At 39.6% G+C, this 17942-nt stretch carries 14 protein-coding genes and 1 riboswitch; of the genes, 10 read left to right on the plus strand and 4 right to left on the minus strand.

The genetic code is table 11. The features are described from left to right. Nucleotides 1–31: 31 nt before the first annotated feature. Nucleotides 32–138: riboswitch (TPP riboswitch) on the minus strand. 198 nt (nt 139–336) lie between these two features. From DRZ93_RS02420 to lpxK, 3 genes are all read right to left on the minus strand, one after another. Continuing rightward, a complete protein-coding gene (locus tag DRZ93_RS02420; RefSeq protein ID WP_113744547.1) occupies nt 337–1935 on the minus strand; it encodes a diguanylate cyclase in 1599 nt (532 codons plus the stop codon). A gap of 539 nt (nt 1936–2474) precedes the next feature. After that, complete coding sequence (gene kdsB / locus DRZ93_RS02425; RefSeq protein ID WP_113745734.1) at nt 2475–3236, minus strand: 3-deoxy-manno-octulosonate cytidylyltransferase; 762 nt, start codon at nt 3234–3236, stop codon at nt 2475–2477. Between the two features lie 4 nt (nt 3237–3240). Continuing rightward, nucleotides 3241–4446, minus strand: coding sequence for a tetraacyldisaccharide 4'-kinase (lpxK, locus tag DRZ93_RS02430; protein ID WP_113744549.1), 1206 nt, complete (start codon nt 4444–4446; stop codon nt 3241–3243). A gap of 197 nt (nt 4447–4643) precedes the next feature. Between lpxK and DRZ93_RS02435 the strand changes: the two genes are divergently transcribed. Continuing rightward, on the plus strand, nt 4644–5867 hold the full coding sequence (locus DRZ93_RS02435; protein ID WP_113744550.1) for an amidohydrolase: 1224 nt from the start codon (nt 4644–4646) through the stop codon (nt 5865–5867). Between the two features lie 61 nt (nt 5868–5928). After that, nucleotides 5929–8376 (plus strand): endopeptidase La, encoded by a 2448-nt coding sequence (lon, locus tag DRZ93_RS02440; RefSeq protein ID WP_113745735.1) that lies wholly within the window; start codon nt 5929–5931, stop codon nt 8374–8376. A 40-nt stretch (nt 8377–8416) separates the two neighbouring features. Here the strand turns inward: lon and DRZ93_RS02445 are convergent, their stop codons facing one another. After that, entirely contained in the window at nt 8417–8683 is a 267-nt protein-coding gene (locus tag DRZ93_RS02445; protein ID WP_113745736.1) for a hypothetical protein, read from the minus strand. 521 nt (nt 8684–9204) lie between these two features. On the opposite strand from DRZ93_RS02445, the gene DRZ93_RS02455 reads away from it, so the two are divergent. From DRZ93_RS02455 to DRZ93_RS02495, 8 genes are all read left to right on the plus strand, one after another. Then, on the plus strand, nt 9205–9843 hold the full coding sequence (locus DRZ93_RS02455; RefSeq protein ID WP_113745738.1) for a hypothetical protein: 639 nt from the start codon (nt 9205–9207) through the stop codon (nt 9841–9843). Between the two features lie 4 nt (nt 9844–9847). Then, nucleotides 9848–10996, plus strand: a complete 1149-nt coding sequence (gene dapE / locus DRZ93_RS02460; protein WP_113744554.1) for a succinyl-diaminopimelate desuccinylase — start codon at nt 9848–9850, stop codon at nt 10994–10996. A gap of 99 nt (nt 10997–11095) precedes the next feature. Further along, nucleotides 11096–15298, plus strand: a complete 4203-nt coding sequence (locus tag DRZ93_RS02465; protein ID WP_113745739.1) for a DEAD/DEAH box helicase — start codon at nt 11096–11098, stop codon at nt 15296–15298. A 17-nt stretch (nt 15299–15315) separates the two neighbouring features. Beyond that, nucleotides 15316–15621: a hypothetical protein gene (locus DRZ93_RS02470; protein ID WP_113745740.1), complete on the plus strand. Its 306-nt coding sequence runs from the start codon at nt 15316–15318 to the stop codon at nt 15619–15621. A gap of 304 nt (nt 15622–15925) precedes the next feature. Next, nucleotides 15926–16120 carry a hypothetical protein gene (locus DRZ93_RS02475; RefSeq protein WP_113745741.1) on the plus strand — a complete coding sequence of 65 codons (195 nt, stop codon included), beginning with the start codon at nt 15926–15928 and terminating at the stop codon, nt 16118–16120. After that, nucleotides 16117–16413, plus strand: coding sequence for a hypothetical protein (locus DRZ93_RS02480; RefSeq protein WP_113744557.1), 297 nt, complete (start codon nt 16117–16119; stop codon nt 16411–16413). Before DRZ93_RS02475 ends, DRZ93_RS02480 begins: the two co-directional genes overlap by 4 nt. 562 nt (nt 16414–16975) lie before the next feature. Next, nucleotides 16976–17518, plus strand: a complete 543-nt coding sequence (locus tag DRZ93_RS02490) for a hypothetical protein (RefSeq protein WP_113745742.1) — start codon at nt 16976–16978, stop codon at nt 17516–17518. Then, nucleotides 17515–17910, plus strand: a complete 396-nt coding sequence (locus DRZ93_RS02495) for a hypothetical protein (RefSeq protein ID WP_113745743.1) — start codon at nt 17515–17517, stop codon at nt 17908–17910. Before DRZ93_RS02490 ends, DRZ93_RS02495 begins: the two co-directional genes overlap by 4 nt. Nucleotides 17911–17942 lie beyond the last annotated feature (32 nt).

Below are 17942 nucleotides of genomic sequence, written 5' to 3' on the forward strand. Positions count from 1 at the left end.
CGGCATGCTCCTTATAAAAATGTGGTTTACGACATGCCGAAGTCTTGTTTCCTACGCAGAGATTACTCTTTTCAGGTACAACGGATTTTGTATTTTCATACAATCTCAGCCGCTAACACGGCACTCCGACAAGTTTTATGTATTATGTGATCTAAATCGTTAAGATGCAAGAGCTTTAAAAGACAAAGTATCATATGCATAACTTTATCATTTGCTATACAAATGCACATTTGTTAAAAAAGAAAAGATATAAGGGATTTGGCACAAGGATAATGATCTTTATCTAAGATGCACCTGCATCTATTGAACAGCAGGTGCATATTTTTATATGGGGCCCTATGCCTCTTTATACTGACAGGCTTTGTTGCGGCCTGTGTTTTTAGCATCATACAGAGCGGCATCGGCCTGTGAGATAAGCTCGTTGCAGGTAATGTGGCTGACACTGTCTTTTTCATCAATAACAGTAGAGACACCAATACTTACAGTAATATAGCGTGTGCTGTAGGCAGGATGTGGAATCTTGAGATTCTCCACGCCACTGCACAGTCTCTGAGCTACGCTAAGCGCATTTTCCTTTGAAATATCAGGCAGGATAATGCAGAACTCCTCACCACCATAGCGATAGACATGATCTTCCTTGCACACATTCTCACGCAGGTATTTGGCAATCTCAAAGAGTACCTGATCACCGCGCAGATGGCCTGCTGTATCATTGACAAGCTTGAAGAAGTCAATATCAACCATAAGTACAGCAACATTTTTAAGCACAATGTCACGTGAGTCATCAAGAAATTTATTTAAAGAGCGTCTATTGTGTACCTTGGTCAGATCATCAACAAAGGTAATAACCTTAAGCTCATCAAATTTCTCTGACAGATACTCATTTTGTGCGTTCACAGAGTTATAGCGATAAAGTATAGGATAGAGCATCTCAAAGATATCCTCTGCCTCTTTTAAATTAGTACGCGGCAGTTCCTTTGGCATTTTCAGATGCACTTTGAAATACTCAATAACAAAGCTCATGGCTCGCAGCGGTTTTACGAATATTATGAATAAAACCACATGCTCTATGGCAAGCAGTACTAAAAAGATACTGTAGGTCATAGATAAAAGAGTGCTGACCTTGTTAATTTCCTGATTTAAATTGGTAAGTCTGTATTTTAAGGTCATCTCCTCAAGTGAGTAATATGACTGAGCTGCATTGTCCACCATCTTTAAAATATTGCTGTAGTGCTCGTCAAATATCTTAAACTTATCCTCCATGATGGTAAGAGAGGTCTCAATAGGCATAACCTTAAGGCGCAGAGAGCTGCAGCGCTTATACAATACGCCACTTGAATAGTCTGAGAGTACCTTGTCGCATATTTCATCAATAGGCTCCTGCAGACTGTTGAGTCTTTCTTTAATGTTATTTAGATTAAAGCCAAAGCGGTTTGACAGATCTATATGAATAAAAGAATCTTTGCTGCCTACAAGATTTATATTGGTTATACGATAGATATCAAGCAGATCATCTAACATCATAAGCCACTGATTTGAGAGCTTTGAGTAGGCAAAGGTCAGCTCATTGCGCTGCACTATAAAAGAATCAAGCTCGATTTTTATATCTCTTAAATCACTTACCAGCTTTTTATTGCTCTCCTTATGCTCGATATTCTTAAGCAGCATTTTAATTTCTTCATAAGAGTCATTGGCAACAAGGATTGAGGCAAAGCCCATAAGATAGACTTTATGATTGATCGTATTTAAAAAGGTAATGGTATCTTTAACTGTTGCTACCTTAGGAACAATTTCCTCCTGGAAATTGTCAGCTTTATCCTTGATGGTATAAATGTCGCGACCTAGAAATAAAACGGAAAGTATAATAAGAATAAGTACAGGCAGAACAACTATAAGACCATATGTTCTAAGCGATAGTACTGGTCCGTTTCTCATACCGACCTCTCATAAAGTATAAAAATAAAATTTTGCTAAGAGAATACATATAACATAATTTCAATTAAAAACAACAACATACATCATAGAAAGCCACGGCACCCACTACTTAAATTACAAAATTGCAAAGTGCATCAAAAAAAATTTATCTGACAGATTAAAAGAGGATTTTATGCTACACGCTGTATGCTGTGCATTTTCATAAAAATGTCAGGAACAGGAGGCTGTAGAAAGGTTTTATAGGCTATAGAGTGATACGCAATAGATAACCTAAAATCAGAGCTTATTTTAAAAGCCAGGTTCAGACTTTAAGATGCAGGGACCAAAAATGACAGTCGTAGAATCTTTAGTTACTGCAATAGATACAAAAGCTTAAATGGTATTAACAATAGTTACAGAGAATGCACTAAAAACTGCGCAAACAAAGATAATTATTAAGGACTATGCCCCAAACCCCATAAAAAACGGAGCATTATCTTTATTAAAAAAAGCCCCGTTTAATTTAAGTGATTATTCACATAGGCTATAAAAACTTTAGATTATGCCTCTTTTTTAGCAATAATGCGTCTGATCTTTTCTAAATCCTCTTGTGTATCAACACCACGCTCTGGTGGGTTTTGAGTAATGCCCACACCAATTGAATAGCCATTTTCAAGCATACGCAGCTGCTCAAGACTCTCTGCCTTTTCAAGTGAACTCTGCTCCATGGCGGCAAACTCAAGTACAGTCTTGGCTCTGTAGCAATAAATACCTATATGATGATAATGACTTGCCTCTATTTTATTATTTTTTCCAAAGTTATCGCGCTCATAAGGTATAGGACAGCGGCTAAAGTATAAAGCTCTGCCCTTTTTATTCATAACAACCTTGACGCAGTTTGGATCAAAGATATCATCGTTATTTTCTATTCTGTCGCAAAGGGTGGACATATCAGACTGTGTTTCAATTAAAACTCTTACCACATGTTCAATATGCTCAGGATTGATTAAAGGCTCATCGCCCTGCACATTAACCACAATAGTCTCAGGATCTATATCAAAGGTACGCAGCATCATGGCAATTCTGTCTGTACCTGATTTTAAGTCTGAATCTGTCATACAGACGCGCACACGATCCAAAGATCCTATGGCCTCTTTGATTTTATCATCATCAATACAGGCTATAACCTCTGCTGCATTTGATTTTAATGCCTGCATACATACACGTCTTATCATTGGTATGCCATTTATATCCAAAACAGCTTTATTTGGCAGGCGTGTGGAACCAAGTCGTGAAGGTATAGCTACAACGTATTTTTCCATCAGATTATCTCCTATCCTCTTTATCTTCACTCAAAACCTTATGCTCAGAGCTATCAGTGCTCTTATCTGCCTCAGGCAGCTTAGCTTTGCCATCATTATCTGTTTGGCTGCTGTGCGTATCTATCTGTGCAGATACACTTTTATCAGACTGTGCTTTAACTTGTATCTTATCCTCAAAGTTATATTTAATATCAGTGTTCATGGCACTGCGGCGGCTTACCTTGTTATCACTGTCTTTAATGGCCTTTAAGATATGATCATAAAAAATATGGGAGAACTGAGCCTCAATATTTAGAACAAAGACATTATCAAGACTTTCAGATGTATATTTGATGGCATCCTTGGCTGTCATGATAACAGGCATACGTGAGGCCATATCCCTGATTTTTTTAATATCAGCCTTTAGATGATCACCTACATCGATTTTGTCTTTAACTCTAAAGCCATAATCCTCAAGTGTTTTATAAAATCTCTCAGGGTTGCCTATACCTGCAAGAGCGCAGACATCAGAGCCTTTGGCTATATCACAAGGTGATTTATCCTTTAAAGACAAAATAGAGCTTGTCTTTAAAATCATGGAGAAATAGCCTACACGGGCTACAGCTCCATTGACCACAATGGCATCGACCTTGCCAAGACGCCATTTACCCTCGCGCAGTGGTCCTGATGGCAAAAGCATACCATTGCCAAGCATTCTGCCCCCCTCAAGCACAGCAATTTCAACATCGCGGCTTAGTGCATAATGCTGCAGACCATCATCACAGACTATAATATCAACCCCAAGTGATTTTAAATAAAAGGCACCGCGCACTCTGTCTGGATCTATAACAGTTATAGCCCCTGTCTGCTGTTTTATAAGCAAAGGCTCATCACCTGAGATCTTGGAGTCTGTATCCTCTTTAATCTCAAGAGGAAAACTTTTGCTCTGTGACTTGTAGCCACGTGAGAGCAGACCTGGATTATAACCATGTCTTTTAAGCTCTTTGAGCAGGGCCACACACAAAGGAGTTTTACCGCTTCCGCCTACTGTAATACCACCTACAACCACCACAGGAATATCAGGGGCATAGGACTTTTTAATACCTGCGCCATAAAGTGAGCGGCGGATAGAGCTTACACATTTAAAAATCAGTGAAAATGGATAGAGGGCCAGGCTTACACCAAGACCTGTAAGACTGCCTTTGTACCATACATTATTTATAAAAGACACTTTTGTATTACTTCCTGCAAACCTCTTTTGTGTAAATTATATGACAAATACCTGCTCTTTTAACAGCGCCATACACATAAGCCTAAGGACTTTAGCCCTGCCTGGCCTTTTTATCGGAAAAAACTTTCTTTACGATATTTTTTCATACTCTGCTTTTTTAGCCTCTGTTTGCTACAATCTAAAAAAAGGATTGAATTATGAGCGATATAATTGCATTAAGACGGCATCTGCACACTCTGCCAGAGCTTGCCTTTAAAGAGTGGAATACTCTTGCCTATATTGTTGCAACTTTAAAACAGTGCACACATCTGTCTTTTGAGTATCTGCCATCTGGCACCTATGATAAATACAAAGATCTTATAAATACTGACAAAAAAGAAGTTGAGATTGAGCCTGGAGTCTTTATTGATGTGCCAGCTCTTAAAGTAAGCTTTGATTTTGCACAGGATGGTGAAAATCTCGCCTTTAGATGTGATATGGATGCCCTGCCCGTTGAGGAGGCTCACTGCACAGGCCATAAGCCTTATGATCTTAACTTTGTATCTGACAATGGCAATATGCATGCCTGTGCCCATGACGGGCATATGGCCATTGCCCTTATGAGCATTTTGCACATAGATAAAAACTTTGAAAAGCTTAAAAGTCACACAAAACTTGGCTCTGTAAGTTTTATTTTTCAGTGTGCCGAGGAGGGATGCCGTGGCGGCATTATTATAAGTCAGAGTGATTTTCTAAAGAATGTAGATACACTCTACTGCTATCATTTAGGCATGCGCCTGCCATCTTTATCCATAGCAACCAATCCAAAAAAATTTCTTGCCACACAAAAATTCATGCTAAAGATGCATGGTGTCAAGGCCCATGCCGGACGTCCACATCAGGGTGTCAATGCCCTGCTGCCTTTGTGCTCCATCATCCTTGATTTTATGGACTATGCCGATACTCAAAACGGCATTTATATAAACTTTGGCAATATGCTCTCCCCAGGAGCTTCAAATATAGTGCCTGATTTTGCCTCGGTCTTTGGTGAGATAAGAAGCAATGATGCTGCAAACATTGATATCTATTATAAAAAGCTTGTTGAGCTTATAGATAAATACACCCAAGATTCAAAAGCTGTCTGTGAGCTTTTGCCGCTGGGCAGAGCTGTTGGCATAGAAAACAGCAGCTGTCTTGTTCAGTCTTTAAACAGCATCTGCAGCGATCTTGGTTTTAGTGTAGCAGAGCATTTTGATTTTAACGCATCAGAGGATGCCTCATTGCTTATTGAGAGCGTACAAAAAAGAGGAGGACAGGCTATGCACTTTGTTATAGGCGCCAATCTGTCTGCCGAGCATCACAACGCTTTATTTGATTTTGATGAGTCAGTGCTTGATAAAGCCTGCGCTCTTATTTTAAAGATTATTGAGAGCAGATCTTGAAAATGCCAAGTGCAGCTACCATATAAAAGAAGATCAAGTAAAAAGTATGTAAGGAAAATGTATGAGCGACAGAGATCAGGATTTTGACAGTGTTGATGTAAGAGAGCTTGCTCAACAGATAGGTCGTCTGCGTCAGGAAATAAAAGACAAGAAAAATAAAGACAATTCACGTAAGTCACACCCTCAGCAGGTGCATGTTCTGCCTATACTTGGCAGACCTATTATGCCAAGTCAGATAACACCGGTTCAGATCTCTCCTGACTGGCAGGATGTGCTTATGGCCGCAGCCGACAGTGACAGTAAAACCATGGCTGTCTTTGCCATAGGCGAGAAAACCTCTGCTAAAAGCAAGATTAGCAAAGAGGACTTTCCTAAAACCGGCACTCTGGTAAAACTGCTGCATGCCAAATCAGGTGAGGATGAGATTCATTTTATCTGCGAAGGTCTGTGCCGTGTACAGATTGAGTCCTGGGATGATTTTGACAAAATGTCCCTGGCCACTGTCTCATACCCGCAGGAGATTGTACCTGAGCCAAATTCAGAGGAGGATGTACAGATTAAAGCCTCATCCATGGCTTTAATTTCCATCATACAGGAGCTTTTACCTTTAAGTCCTCTGTATACAGATGAGATGCGTCAGTATCTGCTGCGTTTTAATCAGAATGATCCTTCACTGCTTGCTGACTGCGCCGCCTCCATTACCACAGCCTCATCACTTGAGCTGCAGGGTATTTTAGATGAGCTTGATCTAAAAGAGCGTATGAAGCTCTCCCTTGCCATTATCAAAAAAGAGCTTAAAGCTGCCAAGCTGCAGTTTAAGATCAAAGGCTCTGTCTCTGAAAAGCTCACTAAAAGACAAAAGGACTTCTTTTTAAAAGAGCAGTTAAAGGAAATTCAGTCCGAGCTTGGAATAAAGCTTGATGATAAAAGCGTTGATGCCGCTGAATTTGAAAAGCGCATGAAAAAACTTAGTGCCCCTGAGCATATACAAAAGCGTTTTAAATCAGAGCTGCAGAAATTAAATGTGCTTGAATCAGGCTCACCAGAATATGCTGTAACACGCAACTATCTTGATGTGCTTACCACTATTCCATGGGGCAAGAGTGCCAAAGAGGACATAGATCTTGATAAATCCCGCGCAATTTTAGATAAGGATCATGAAGGTCTTGATGATGTCAAAGACAGAATTATTGAATTTTTAGCCGTAGGCGCGCTAAAAGGCGAAACCAAGGGCTCTATTATGCTCTTTGTAGGTCCTCCTGGTGTGGGTAAAACCTCAATTGGCAAATCTATTGCAAAGGCTCTGGGACGTCCATTTTTCAGACTGTCTTTAGGCGGCGTTGATGATGAGTCTGTCATCAAGGGCCACAGAAAAACCTATATAGGCGCCATGCCAGGTAAAATGGTGCAGGCTCTGCGTGAGAGCAAAACCATGAACCCTGTGATTATGCTAGATGAGATAGACAAGCTAAGCCGCTCCTATCAGGGCGATCCGTCTGCTGCTCTGCTTGAGACATTAGATCCTGAGCAGAACAACAGTTTTCTTGATCATTACCTTGATGAAAAGCTGGATCTGTCTGACTGTCTTTTTATCTGTACAGCCAATGAGGTCAATACCATACCTCCAGCCCTGCTTGACAGAATGGATATGATAAGACTCTCAGGCTATATCTCACAGGAAAAGCTTGCCATTGCCAAAAAGCATTTACTGCCTCGTGCGCTCAAGGCTGCAGCCATTAAAAAGACACAGCTTAAGCTCTCTGACACTGTGCTGATGCAGATTATTGAAGAGTATGCCCGTGAAAACGGTGTGCGCTCTCTTGAAAGACTTATCTCCAAAATTGTACGCAAGGCTGCAGTTAAAATTGTCAAAGGAGAGAAGAGCGTTACTGTAAGTGCTGACAATCTTGAGGATTTTCTTGGCAGTGCTCCATTTAAAAAGGAGCGTATGCTGCAGGGCGTTGGTATTGTCACAGGTCTTGCCTGGACCAATATGGGCGGTGCCACTTTGCCTGTTGAGTCAAAACTTATACATCGTGAGTCAAAGGGGCTGACCCTTACCGGCTCGCTTGGTGATGTTATGAAAGAATCTGCATCAATTGCCTACAGCTATGTGCAGTCCTCGCTCAAAGAGCTATCTGACGGCAAAAATACAGATTTCTTTAAAAAAGGCACAGTGCATCTGCATGTACCTGAAGGCGCCACTCCTAAAGATGGACCTAGCGCCGGCATTACCATGGCCAGTGCCCTTTTATCCCTGGCTATAAACAAAGCGCCTAAACCTAACTTTGCCATGACAGGCGAGCTGTCTTTGACAGGTCATGTCCTGGCCATAGGCGGTATACGTGAAAAAGTAATTGCAGCAAGACGTGTTGGTATCTTTGATATTATTGTGCCAAAGGCCAATGAAGGAGATGTAAAAGAGCTACCAGATGAGGTTAAAACCGGAGTTAACTTCTATTATGCAGATACTTTTGATGATGTGGCACAGCTGCTCTTTAAAGATTGAATATAGTGCTAAAAAGGGGCCTGCGCCCCTTTTTTAATCCCTAGTCATCGTCGCCATTATCATCGTATCTGTCATCATCGTCATCATCGTATCTGTCACCATCGTCATCTGAGCCAAAGCGGATATTAAAGCCGTTATCATCATCGTCATAGCGTACCTGATTGAAAGCATAGCTATGATTAAGATCATGGTCTGCACTAAAAAACAGAGTATTGTCTGAAGTATTATCATATGAGGCAAAGGCGCTCACAGATAAAAAGCACAGTGGCAGTGTGCACAAAGCTATGGTGATTTTATTTAATCTCATACTAATCCCCTTTATGTCTGGCTTAAAATACAAGCATATTTTTCCTAAGTTTAGCACCAGTCTTAAAAAGATAGACGTCTCTACCATCTTTTGGCCACATTTTTTTATCTGGCCTAAAACTTTTTTACAAGCCACCATGCCCCTAAGAGAGCATTTTTTTTCTGCTCTACCCTGTTTGAAAGCTGCAGATACAAAGCCATCGCCTCTTATAAATGGTGACACGCCTCGCCTGCTCTATAAGCAGCAGACAATGCCTGTACTTTTAGATCCAGTCTGCTGCAGGCAGTTTCTAAAGGCTTCCTTATGGGCAATTATAGTAATCAGATCTGCCTTTACAATCTAGGGCCATAATAGCCTGACGTTTCTTTGCTGTTTTTGATTGTTACATCATAAATATGTTTTTTTAATGCACAGTAGATAAATGGTGATGGCCTATTTTTAGATTTAAATAAGTATTTTTAGTATAATCATAAAGTTTTAAATTATTGTATAGATTAAAGTTAATAATAAACGGAGTTAATATGGAGCGCTTAAAGCCTGAGTGTCCGCCGGATGCCCACAAAGTAATAAGACCACCTGAGAATAAGCTGCATGCCCTTTTGGCCATATATATTAAAGATGACAGTGAAATTAAAACCTATGGTCTTGATGACTTCTGTCAGGTTCTCTCCTTGATGGGACAAAAGCCTCTTATCTACTGTAATGATGCTATCAAAGAGCAGATCTGCTCTAAAGCCGCTGCCTTTGAAATAGAGCCTACCTTCCTTGTAGTGCATGATGATGGCATGGCCAGCATTGTAGATATGAACGGTGCTACAAGCCATACCTATACCTTTGAGCATATGGCCACCGACTATAAACTCTTTGAGGGCTTTTTAGATAAACTCTCTGACAAGTGCATTATCTCTGTAGATATGCTCTCCATGCTCATTCTGCGCTCTATCTCAACTGTTTTCCCATGGGACAGACTGCTAGCCGGCGACTTTATACGTCAATATATAAAGGCCTATGGCGATCTTAATGAGGATAACATCAAGACTCTGCTTGAGATACGCTATGGCCGCTATGAGGCTCTTGACGCCAAGGAAAAAGATCCTGTGGCCTATCAGTTCTTAAAGCTTGAGCGCAAGCTGTTCCTACAGTACCCAACTGACGATTAATATTATGCAAACATATGATCCTTTAAGCCTGACCATTGAGCTGTGTAAAAGGCGCTCTGTAACTCCTAAAGATGAGGGTTGTCAGGAGGTTATTGCCTCTTTGCTTGAGAGGCAGGGCTTTAACATAGAGTATTTTGAAAAAGACGGCACTAAAAATATCTATGCCACACTTAAAAATGGTGCTGGCCCTTCACTTATGTTCCTAGGGCATACTGATGTGGTGCCTGAGGGCGATCTTTTAAAATGGGACTGCGACCCTTATGCATGTGTCATCAAAGACTATGATGGCAGGCCGCATCTTGTAGCCCGCGGCAGTGCCGATATGAAAGGCGGAGATGCCTGTATGACTCTTGCCCTGTGTGACTTTGTCAAAGAGCATAAGGACTTTAAAGGATCATTAAGTCTGCTTTTAACCTCCAATGAAGAAGGTGATGCTAAAGGCGGTGTGCCTTATGTTGCGCAGATTTTAAAAGAGCGCAATGATATTCCTGATATGTGCATTGTAGGAGAACCTTCATCCTCACAGGTACTTGGCGATACTATTAAAGTCGGTCGCCGTGGCTCTATGACTGCCCATATTACAGTACATGGTGTACAGGGCCATGTGGCCTATCCTGAGCTTGTAAAAAACCCTGTAGCTCTTGCCAATCCTCTTATTGAAAAGCTGCTTGAGCCTCTTGATGAGGGCAATGCCCTCTTTCCGCCAAGCTCCTTTCAGATTACCAATATCAAGGCCGGCACTGGTGCTGAAAATGTAGTGCCTGGTAGCTTATATTTTATGTGCAACTGGCGCTTTAACAATATGCAAAGCCCTCAGAGCATACAAAATACTGTAAGCTCCTACATAAAAAGCCTGAATCTTGAGTGTGATGTTGAATATGTTGTAAACGGTCTGCCTTTTGCCTGTGATGCAGACAGTACCCTGACGCAATGTGTAGAGGCATCAATACAGGAGATAACAGGACTAAAAGCTACTCTGTCATCAGCAGGCGGTACCTCAGATGGTCGTTTTATTGCCCCTCTTGGCACGTCAGTGCTTGAGTTTGGCGTCTGCAACGGCACTATACACAAGGTCAATGAAAGAGTTGCCACAGAGGATCTATATACTCTAAAGCAAATCTATCAAAGATGTCTTGAAAAACTGTTTTTATAATATACAGCTAAAAGCCTGAAACCATGGTCTTTGGCTTTTATAACATAAACCTAACTTAAAAATACTAAAATACAGCCTCTGCAGATCACGGACAAAAACATGCAGCTATCATTTCTTCAGAAAATACTTATAAACATACTGTTAAGGCCATCTTACAGCTATCAGGATCCAAAAGATGATCCTCTTTTTGACTTTGCTGTAGATACAGTTTTGTCTGTAAAAGGCATTGATGATATAGATAATTACACTAAGTACTGGTATAACCGGAATTTTATTTTTGGCAATGAATTTAATATTAATACTTATTTTGTAGGAAATCTATTACCCGATGATCTTAATGACAATTGTATAACAGTACCAATACCTGATTATTATGATTATTATTTCAAATGTGGTCTGGACAGCTATGTCTACCAAGAGGTGTCACATGTTTTTGATTTTATTATAAAACCTAAAGGTAAAAGAAAAGATGTAAGCTGTGATGATTTTTATAAATTGCTTAATGCTGCTGTCTACTATAATAATCATAGTAAAGACTCTTTGAACAGGCATATTATTTTTGATACATTTTTAGATGATTTTTTAGATAGTATAGGCTATTCCTATAATAGTGTGTTTGACAAAGAGAATTACTCTTCACAGATTAAATTTAGACCTAGCTATTATGCAAAAGACAAAACTCTGCAGAAAAAATTTAAAACTATATTTAGCGTAAAAAAGGATCTAAAAGAAAGAATTGAAACTATAGCCAAAGATTACCAATGGTACCTTGTACTTACCTACTATATTGTACAAAAAATTTCTGAATCTTATCTAATAGATTTGATTGGCAATTTATGTGGCATTAAAAATAATCTGCTAACGCATCTTTTTTATCTAGCTAAAAATCACTCTGATGCAAAACTATCTTCTTTTGCCCGCATTCTATCATTTAATAATTTTTCAGATCTTAACCTTCTGCAAAATAATACAAAAACACACAATATACACTTAGACTACATAAATAAGTACTATTATGCAGTTCCTGAGGATGACAGTGAACAATATAAAAGTGCAGATGATAATACTCTGTATGAATCTTTAAAAACCATTACCATTGCTGATAATAAAGATTACAGTTCATATATTCTGCCTTTTATTGATAACAATAGTACAGATACACAGAGCAAGAAAGCTAAAGATGCATTTATGCAGCTGTATTTAAATGATGAGTTAAAGCAAATAGATAATCTTTTATATAAACCTCAGACTGTAGCTGGCACTGATAATATTAATTCAATAAGATTTGTACTTAATGATGATCTAATTGATTTTAACTACATGGTCTTTACCATAAGACAGAATGTTCCTGTAAAGGATCATGTACATGTACAGCCAAAGAGAATAAGTGAAATTGCAAATAAGGCTTTTTCTATAAGTGCCTTTATAAAAACTCAGGAGAAACAAAAAAATAAAACAATATCTATTGGCGCTGCCTATTTGGGCGACATGCAGCCTATATTCAAAGGTGCAGCTCCCGTTGCCTTTGATCTAAAAAAAAGAGTAGCTTCATATTATCAAGATATTACATCTGATCTTATGGCCTGTGATCATGCCTTTAACGACTGGGCTTTTCACCTTGAAAATAAAGATAAACTTGATAAGGCAGCAACAGATCTTGTAGCTATGTACGAGTTAAGCCGTATTGCCAATGAGCTTTTTAATGCCAATGCCTTTGTTCCTGATATACTGACTGTACACTCAAATACTACCCATAGGCAATGCATCAAGATTGTACGTTTTGTCCCGGCAATTTTTATACCAAAAATTGCAAGAGTGACTGAGAGTGTGGGACATATATTTAAAAATACTGAGCTTAGCTTATATGTCAGAGAAAATAGAAATTCCACAGATCTGCAGGCTGGAGTTGAAATACTCTCAGTATTTTTAAGCTCCATTGTCAGACGTAAAACTTTAGTTTATATGAGTGCAGGCTCTAAAGCTCTGCCATCGTATTTTACTGTCAAAGACAATGTATATACCCTCTTTGGCTACAACCGCAAAGGCTTTAACATTCATTCTGAAATCTATTGTACTCCTCTTGCAAGAGAAGAGAAGAGCAATGATTTTCTCAACCATCTTAAATCAACTATACAAAGACCTGCTGTTGTGTGCTATTCATCTTTATACACACCTGTGTTATGTCTTGAGAAAAAGGATGAAAATAACTACAGCTTTGAGATAAAACTGCATCAGGAGCATGATACTGCCCTATACAGCCTCAAGAGTATTATAGATGGTATACACTCTACTCTTTATGGTGCTCTTGAGATCTTTAGAATAAGATATGATCTTGATGCCATATGTAAGCTGCTTAATCTTGAGGCAAATGAGACCTATACATATGCAATATCCAATCAGGAGTTAAGTGATTTTATAAATCATAAACTGTCCATAGCCAGAGCCCTCAATATAGAGCTGGAACTAGATAAGTCCTTAAATAAAATCTATACCCCATTGCCAACTCTTGAGCTCAAGCTTGACAAGGCATGGAGCATGCAGGATGGCTTTTTAGGTCTTATGGATCTTATTGATTTTGACTGGCAGATTGCCATTGGCGATAAAAATTTATCTGTAGAGGAGTTCAACAGGCTTTTAGAGCAGTCAAAGGATATTTTAAGTTATGAAGGCGGCACACTGGTGCTTGATCCTGAGACTTTACAGGCTTTAAAGGACAAGATAAATAAAAAGCATAAGATTTCACGCTCCTCTTTGATACTTGCAGCTCTCACAGGACGCTATCAGAATCAGGGCATTATTCTTGACAAAAAGCTTAAAAAAGCTTTGGCTGATATTATGGCCAAGGGCAATATAGAACAGCCACGGGATCTAAAGGCCACACTAAGACCTTATCAGCTGCGCGGCTTTAACTGGCTTCTTGGTAATGTTAAGGTAGGCATTGGCTCTATTATTGCAGATGACATGGGTCTTGGCAAAACCATACAGGTTATAGCCACACTGCTTGCGATGCATGAGGCTCACGAGTTTGCAAAAAGCAAGGCTTTGATTGTAGTGCCTACCTCACTGCTCTTTAACTGGAGCCATGAGCTAAAAAGCTTTGCTCCGTCGCTTGGTTTTGATATTGTCTATGGCGATAATAAGATGTCAGATGCCATAAAATCGCCTCATCCTCTTATTATTACCACCTATGGCTATTTAAGCCATAATCACAAGACCTTTTTACAAGAGAGTTATCGTATCTTGGTCATAGATGAGGCTCAGGCTATTAAAAATCACACTACACAAAATGCTAAAAATATAAAGCAGATAAAAGCTCAGAGCTTTATTGCCATGACTGGCACACCTGTTGAGAACAGGCTTATGGAATACTGGTCTATTATGGACTGTGTCAATCCTGGCCTTTTTGGGACTGCTGCTGAATTTAAAAAGAACTATGTGGTGCCAATTGAAAAGGAGCATGATGAGGCTGCCATTGAAAATCTAAGGACTGTGGTTGCTCCTTTTGTGCTGCGCCGTTTAAAGACTGACAAGAGTATTATAAGCGATCTGCCAGATAAGATTGTCTACAATCAGTACTGTAATTTAAGTGCTGTACAGACAGCCATGTATCAGAAAACTGTGGATCTGTTTTTAGATCAGCTCTCATCCTTAAAGATAAATATTGAGCGACAGTCACAGATCCTAACATCCATCCTGCGCCTAAAACAGCTGTGCAACAGCCCTGCTCTGATTGAGGCTACGGATAAAAATCTGCAGTCTGAAAATTCAGGCAAAGTGACAAACCTTTTGGCAATACTTGATGATCTTATTAATGAGAAAAACAAAAAGGTTATTATCTTTACGCAGTTTAAGGTTATGGGCGATCTGCTTGTAAGCTATATAGAAAAGGCCCTGGGCTTTAAGCCTGATTTTTTAAATGGTACGGTACCTGCATCAAGGCGCTCTCAGATGATAAATTCATTTCAGAGCGATGAGGGCAGCCCTGTGCTTATTCTCTCGCTCAAAGCAGGAGGTTCAGGTATCAATCTGACCCAGGCCAGTGTGGTTATACACTTTGATCTGTGGTGGAACCCTGCTGTTGAAAATCAGGCTACAGACAGAGCATATCGTATTGGACAGGATAAAAATGTTGAGGTTATACGTTTTATCTGTCAGGACACGCTTGAGGAGAAAATTGATACCATTTTATCCAACAAGCAAAAGCTCTCTGATCTTACTGTACAGGAGAATGAAACCTGGCTTGGCAATATGTCTGATGATGAAATTCAAAAGATTTTTGCTCTGTCACAGGCCAAAGCTTAAATAAAAAAGATCTTATATTGCTCTTTGTTAAAGCCGTATGGCTTTTAAGTGCAGCTGCTGTATTGTCTACAGACAGCTGCCTTTTTATAAATAATCTATCTTTACAGGACTTTACTCAGGTTGCTAGAAATACCAGCAATGACAATGCCAGAATAAAATTAACCTCAGATGGGGTCAAAAGCACCAGTCTGCACACCTTTAACACTACCAGTCAAAAAGCCATGGGCGCCTTTTTAAATACCTTAAAAAGGCGCTTGGCCATGCCATTGCCGATATGTCCACAGCTCATATGCACAGTAAATTTGGTGCAGATACCCCACTAAAGCGCGTATGGTACGTGAGACAGTAGATAAGGCTGCGCGTATTTCACACTCTATTGTCAAAAGCCTGATTTTAGCTACAGACATGATGCCTATAACGATCTTGTAAGATCCTTACTTGAGCAGAGTACACAAAGTGCCACAGGTCAAAATCAGCACAAAGAGACCCTGCCTATTCCCAATATAGGCGGCAAGGAGAACCAGTCTTTCTGATACAAAACACTACGGCTGTGACATCTCCTTTACCTACTCTCTTGGCAGAAATGTTAATACCACAGCCAATATCAAAGAAGACTGCATAAACTTTATGCTAGATGAGCTCTACAGATATATAAGCAATAACAGCTCTGATACTCCATCTGCCGATAAGGTCAATACCATATACGTTCTTCTAAGCAACAGATCATGTCAGAGAGTAATTGAAGGACCTTTTGTCAGCCATAACAGCTTTAAAGCGCTCTTGCCTCCAATAACTATAATCTGCACAGCTCAAGATATATGACTGTAGACAAAAGCTATAATGGCTCTTTTAAAATTGAGATTAAAAGCCACGATAACATAGGTGTAACAGCATACAATGGCAAATTTAAAATTGGCTATGAGATCTTAATTGACGGCTCCTTTAAAGTCACAGACTTTAGTATGGCTCCAAAATTTGGCGCACAGGCCTCTGAGCTTGCCGCCACGCTCAAAGATACAAAGACCTCTGAAAAAGATCTGACATCAGATCTCACTAAGGCCTACAAAGAGGCCAGATCTCTCATCATGAGCACAATGAGATCTCAAATGCTATAGCCACAAGACACAGCTAACATACACACTAAAGCATTTATCAAAAGAACTGTTATTGTAACAATGTCAGATATGCAAAAGCGTATCTCTGGCATTTATACTCTAAACCTTAATTGCGCCTCTGCCTTAAAGGCAGTGTCTAAAAACTCTCTTTGCAGTCTTTTTAATTTTATAATGCCTAAAATTTATATTTGCAAACAATAAGTTATCTTTAAAATATAAAAGACAGAACTTTTTTCTTGATTTAAAGGTGTCTGAGTTTATTATCTAAAATATAACCTTTAATTTTAAAAATAAGGTGCAATCCTATGAACAGCGAGCATATGAGCTAGTTGCAGCATTTTTGCAAGATTATTGGTATATAAGCGCGCTTATATGTGGCATCTTTATTGTCATTGGAGCACTTTGCAATTTCAATTGGCTTTGAGATCCTAGCAGGCACATCGGATGCATACAGACATTCAAGAGGCTACAGGCGTACTATCATCTTTTTGTCAGGTCTTTTTTTTAATTGTAGTTGGCATCTGGGGACTGGTACTTGAATTTACATAAAAGGTAAAAGGCTATGCTGACAGAGAAATATCCTACCTATCTTAAAGGCCATGTAAAAAGGTATGAGATAAAGCGTCTGCCCACTCTGACACTGTGCTCCTTAACGGGCAACGTGTTTCTTGAGATCTTATATTACGGCAAATTGCTCAGGCTACAGAGTGAGCCTCAGGCCTATATCATAGATGGCGATGAGGCCCCAGGCCTGATTGCAGCGCGAGATATACAAAGCGGCGAGACCTTTGTCATCTTTGATGGAGGGGTGCATGGCTATAACAATATGTTCTGCGATGTATATGATAAATCCATACTTGCAAACCGTCCCCTTAAAAAATATGACATCCCAACATCTAAACTTTTGCTTGAGCTTGGCTATAGCATAGACTATGAAGATGAAAAAGAATATTTTATAAAAGATGGAGCTGACAGAGTGGAGCTTATAAACGGCGATAGTATGCCATGGCATCAGGTGTTAACAGATGGCTTTGACTATATAGCCCTTTACTATGTCAATAAGGCAGGTAAGCCTGTACAGATTATGGAGGCAGAGCTTGCATGAGTATATTAATTCAATCCTTTGATAAAGTGCATGACACTATAGTACTTAGCTACAGTGCAGACTTTGAGGCGCGCACCCTTTATATACTCACAAAGACAGAGGATGGGCAGAGAGTATCCATTAGCTTTACAGGCCTTATGGCGCACTTTTTTGAAAATGTAATACTAGACAACATCTTATCTGGCATGGATGAGATCACAACAGATGGATTTTTTAAAAAATACAGTGCTCTGCTTAATAGGAGCATGCCCTATGGTTTTCCTGCCTGCTGCTCTATTGAGGATCTGCAAAAGCGCATGGAGCATGAGCACATCAGGGTATTTGTCATTGACTCATCCTTAGGTCTGTGTGGTTTTGTGCTGGCATTGGAGGTTAAAGTGCAATGTCTATAAATAAAACAAGATCTACATAACTCTAAGAAGGC

It is taken from the genome of Anaerobiospirillum thomasii, from assembly GCF_900445255.1.
In the GTDB taxonomy this organism is placed as follows: Bacteria; Pseudomonadota; Gammaproteobacteria; order Enterobacterales; family Succinivibrionaceae; genus Anaerobiospirillum_A; species Anaerobiospirillum_A thomasii.

Bases quoted from the DNA above. Each gene is read 5' to 3' on its own strand.
- lon (WP_113745735.1), top strand. From the start codon at position 5,929: ATGAGCGACAGAGATCAGGATTTTGACAGTGTTGATGTAAGAGAGCTT.
- DRZ93_RS02480 (WP_113744557.1), top strand. From the start codon at position 16,117: ATGACTGTAGACAAAAGCTATAATGGCTCTTTTAAAATTGAGATTAAA.
- DRZ93_RS02455 (WP_113745738.1), top strand. From the start codon at position 9,205: ATGGAGCGCTTAAAGCCTGAGTGTCCGCCGGATGCCCACAAAGTAATA.
- DRZ93_RS02435 (WP_113744550.1), top strand. From the start codon at position 4,644: ATGAGCGATATAATTGCATTAAGACGGCATCTGCACACTCTGCCAGAG.
- DRZ93_RS02445 (WP_113745736.1), bottom strand. From the start codon at position 8,683: ATGAGATTAAATAAAATCACCATAGCTTTGTGCACACTGCCACTGTGC.
- DRZ93_RS02495 (WP_113745743.1), top strand. From the start codon at position 17,515: ATGAGTATATTAATTCAATCCTTTGATAAAGTGCATGACACTATAGTA.
- DRZ93_RS02420 (WP_113744547.1), bottom strand. From the start codon at position 1,935: ATGAGAAACGGACCAGTACTATCGCTTAGAACATATGGTCTTATAGTT.
- dapE (WP_113744554.1), top strand. From the start codon at position 9,848: ATGCAAACATATGATCCTTTAAGCCTGACCATTGAGCTGTGTAAAAGG.
- kdsB (WP_113745734.1), bottom strand. From the start codon at position 3,236: ATGGAAAAATACGTTGTAGCTATACCTTCACGACTTGGTTCCACACGC.
- DRZ93_RS02475 (WP_113745741.1), top strand. From the start codon at position 15,926: ATGCTAGATGAGCTCTACAGATATATAAGCAATAACAGCTCTGATACT.
- DRZ93_RS02490 (WP_113745742.1), top strand. From the start codon at position 16,976: ATGCTGACAGAGAAATATCCTACCTATCTTAAAGGCCATGTAAAAAGG.
- DRZ93_RS02465 (WP_113745739.1), top strand. From the start codon at position 11,096: ATGCAGCTATCATTTCTTCAGAAAATACTTATAAACATACTGTTAAGG.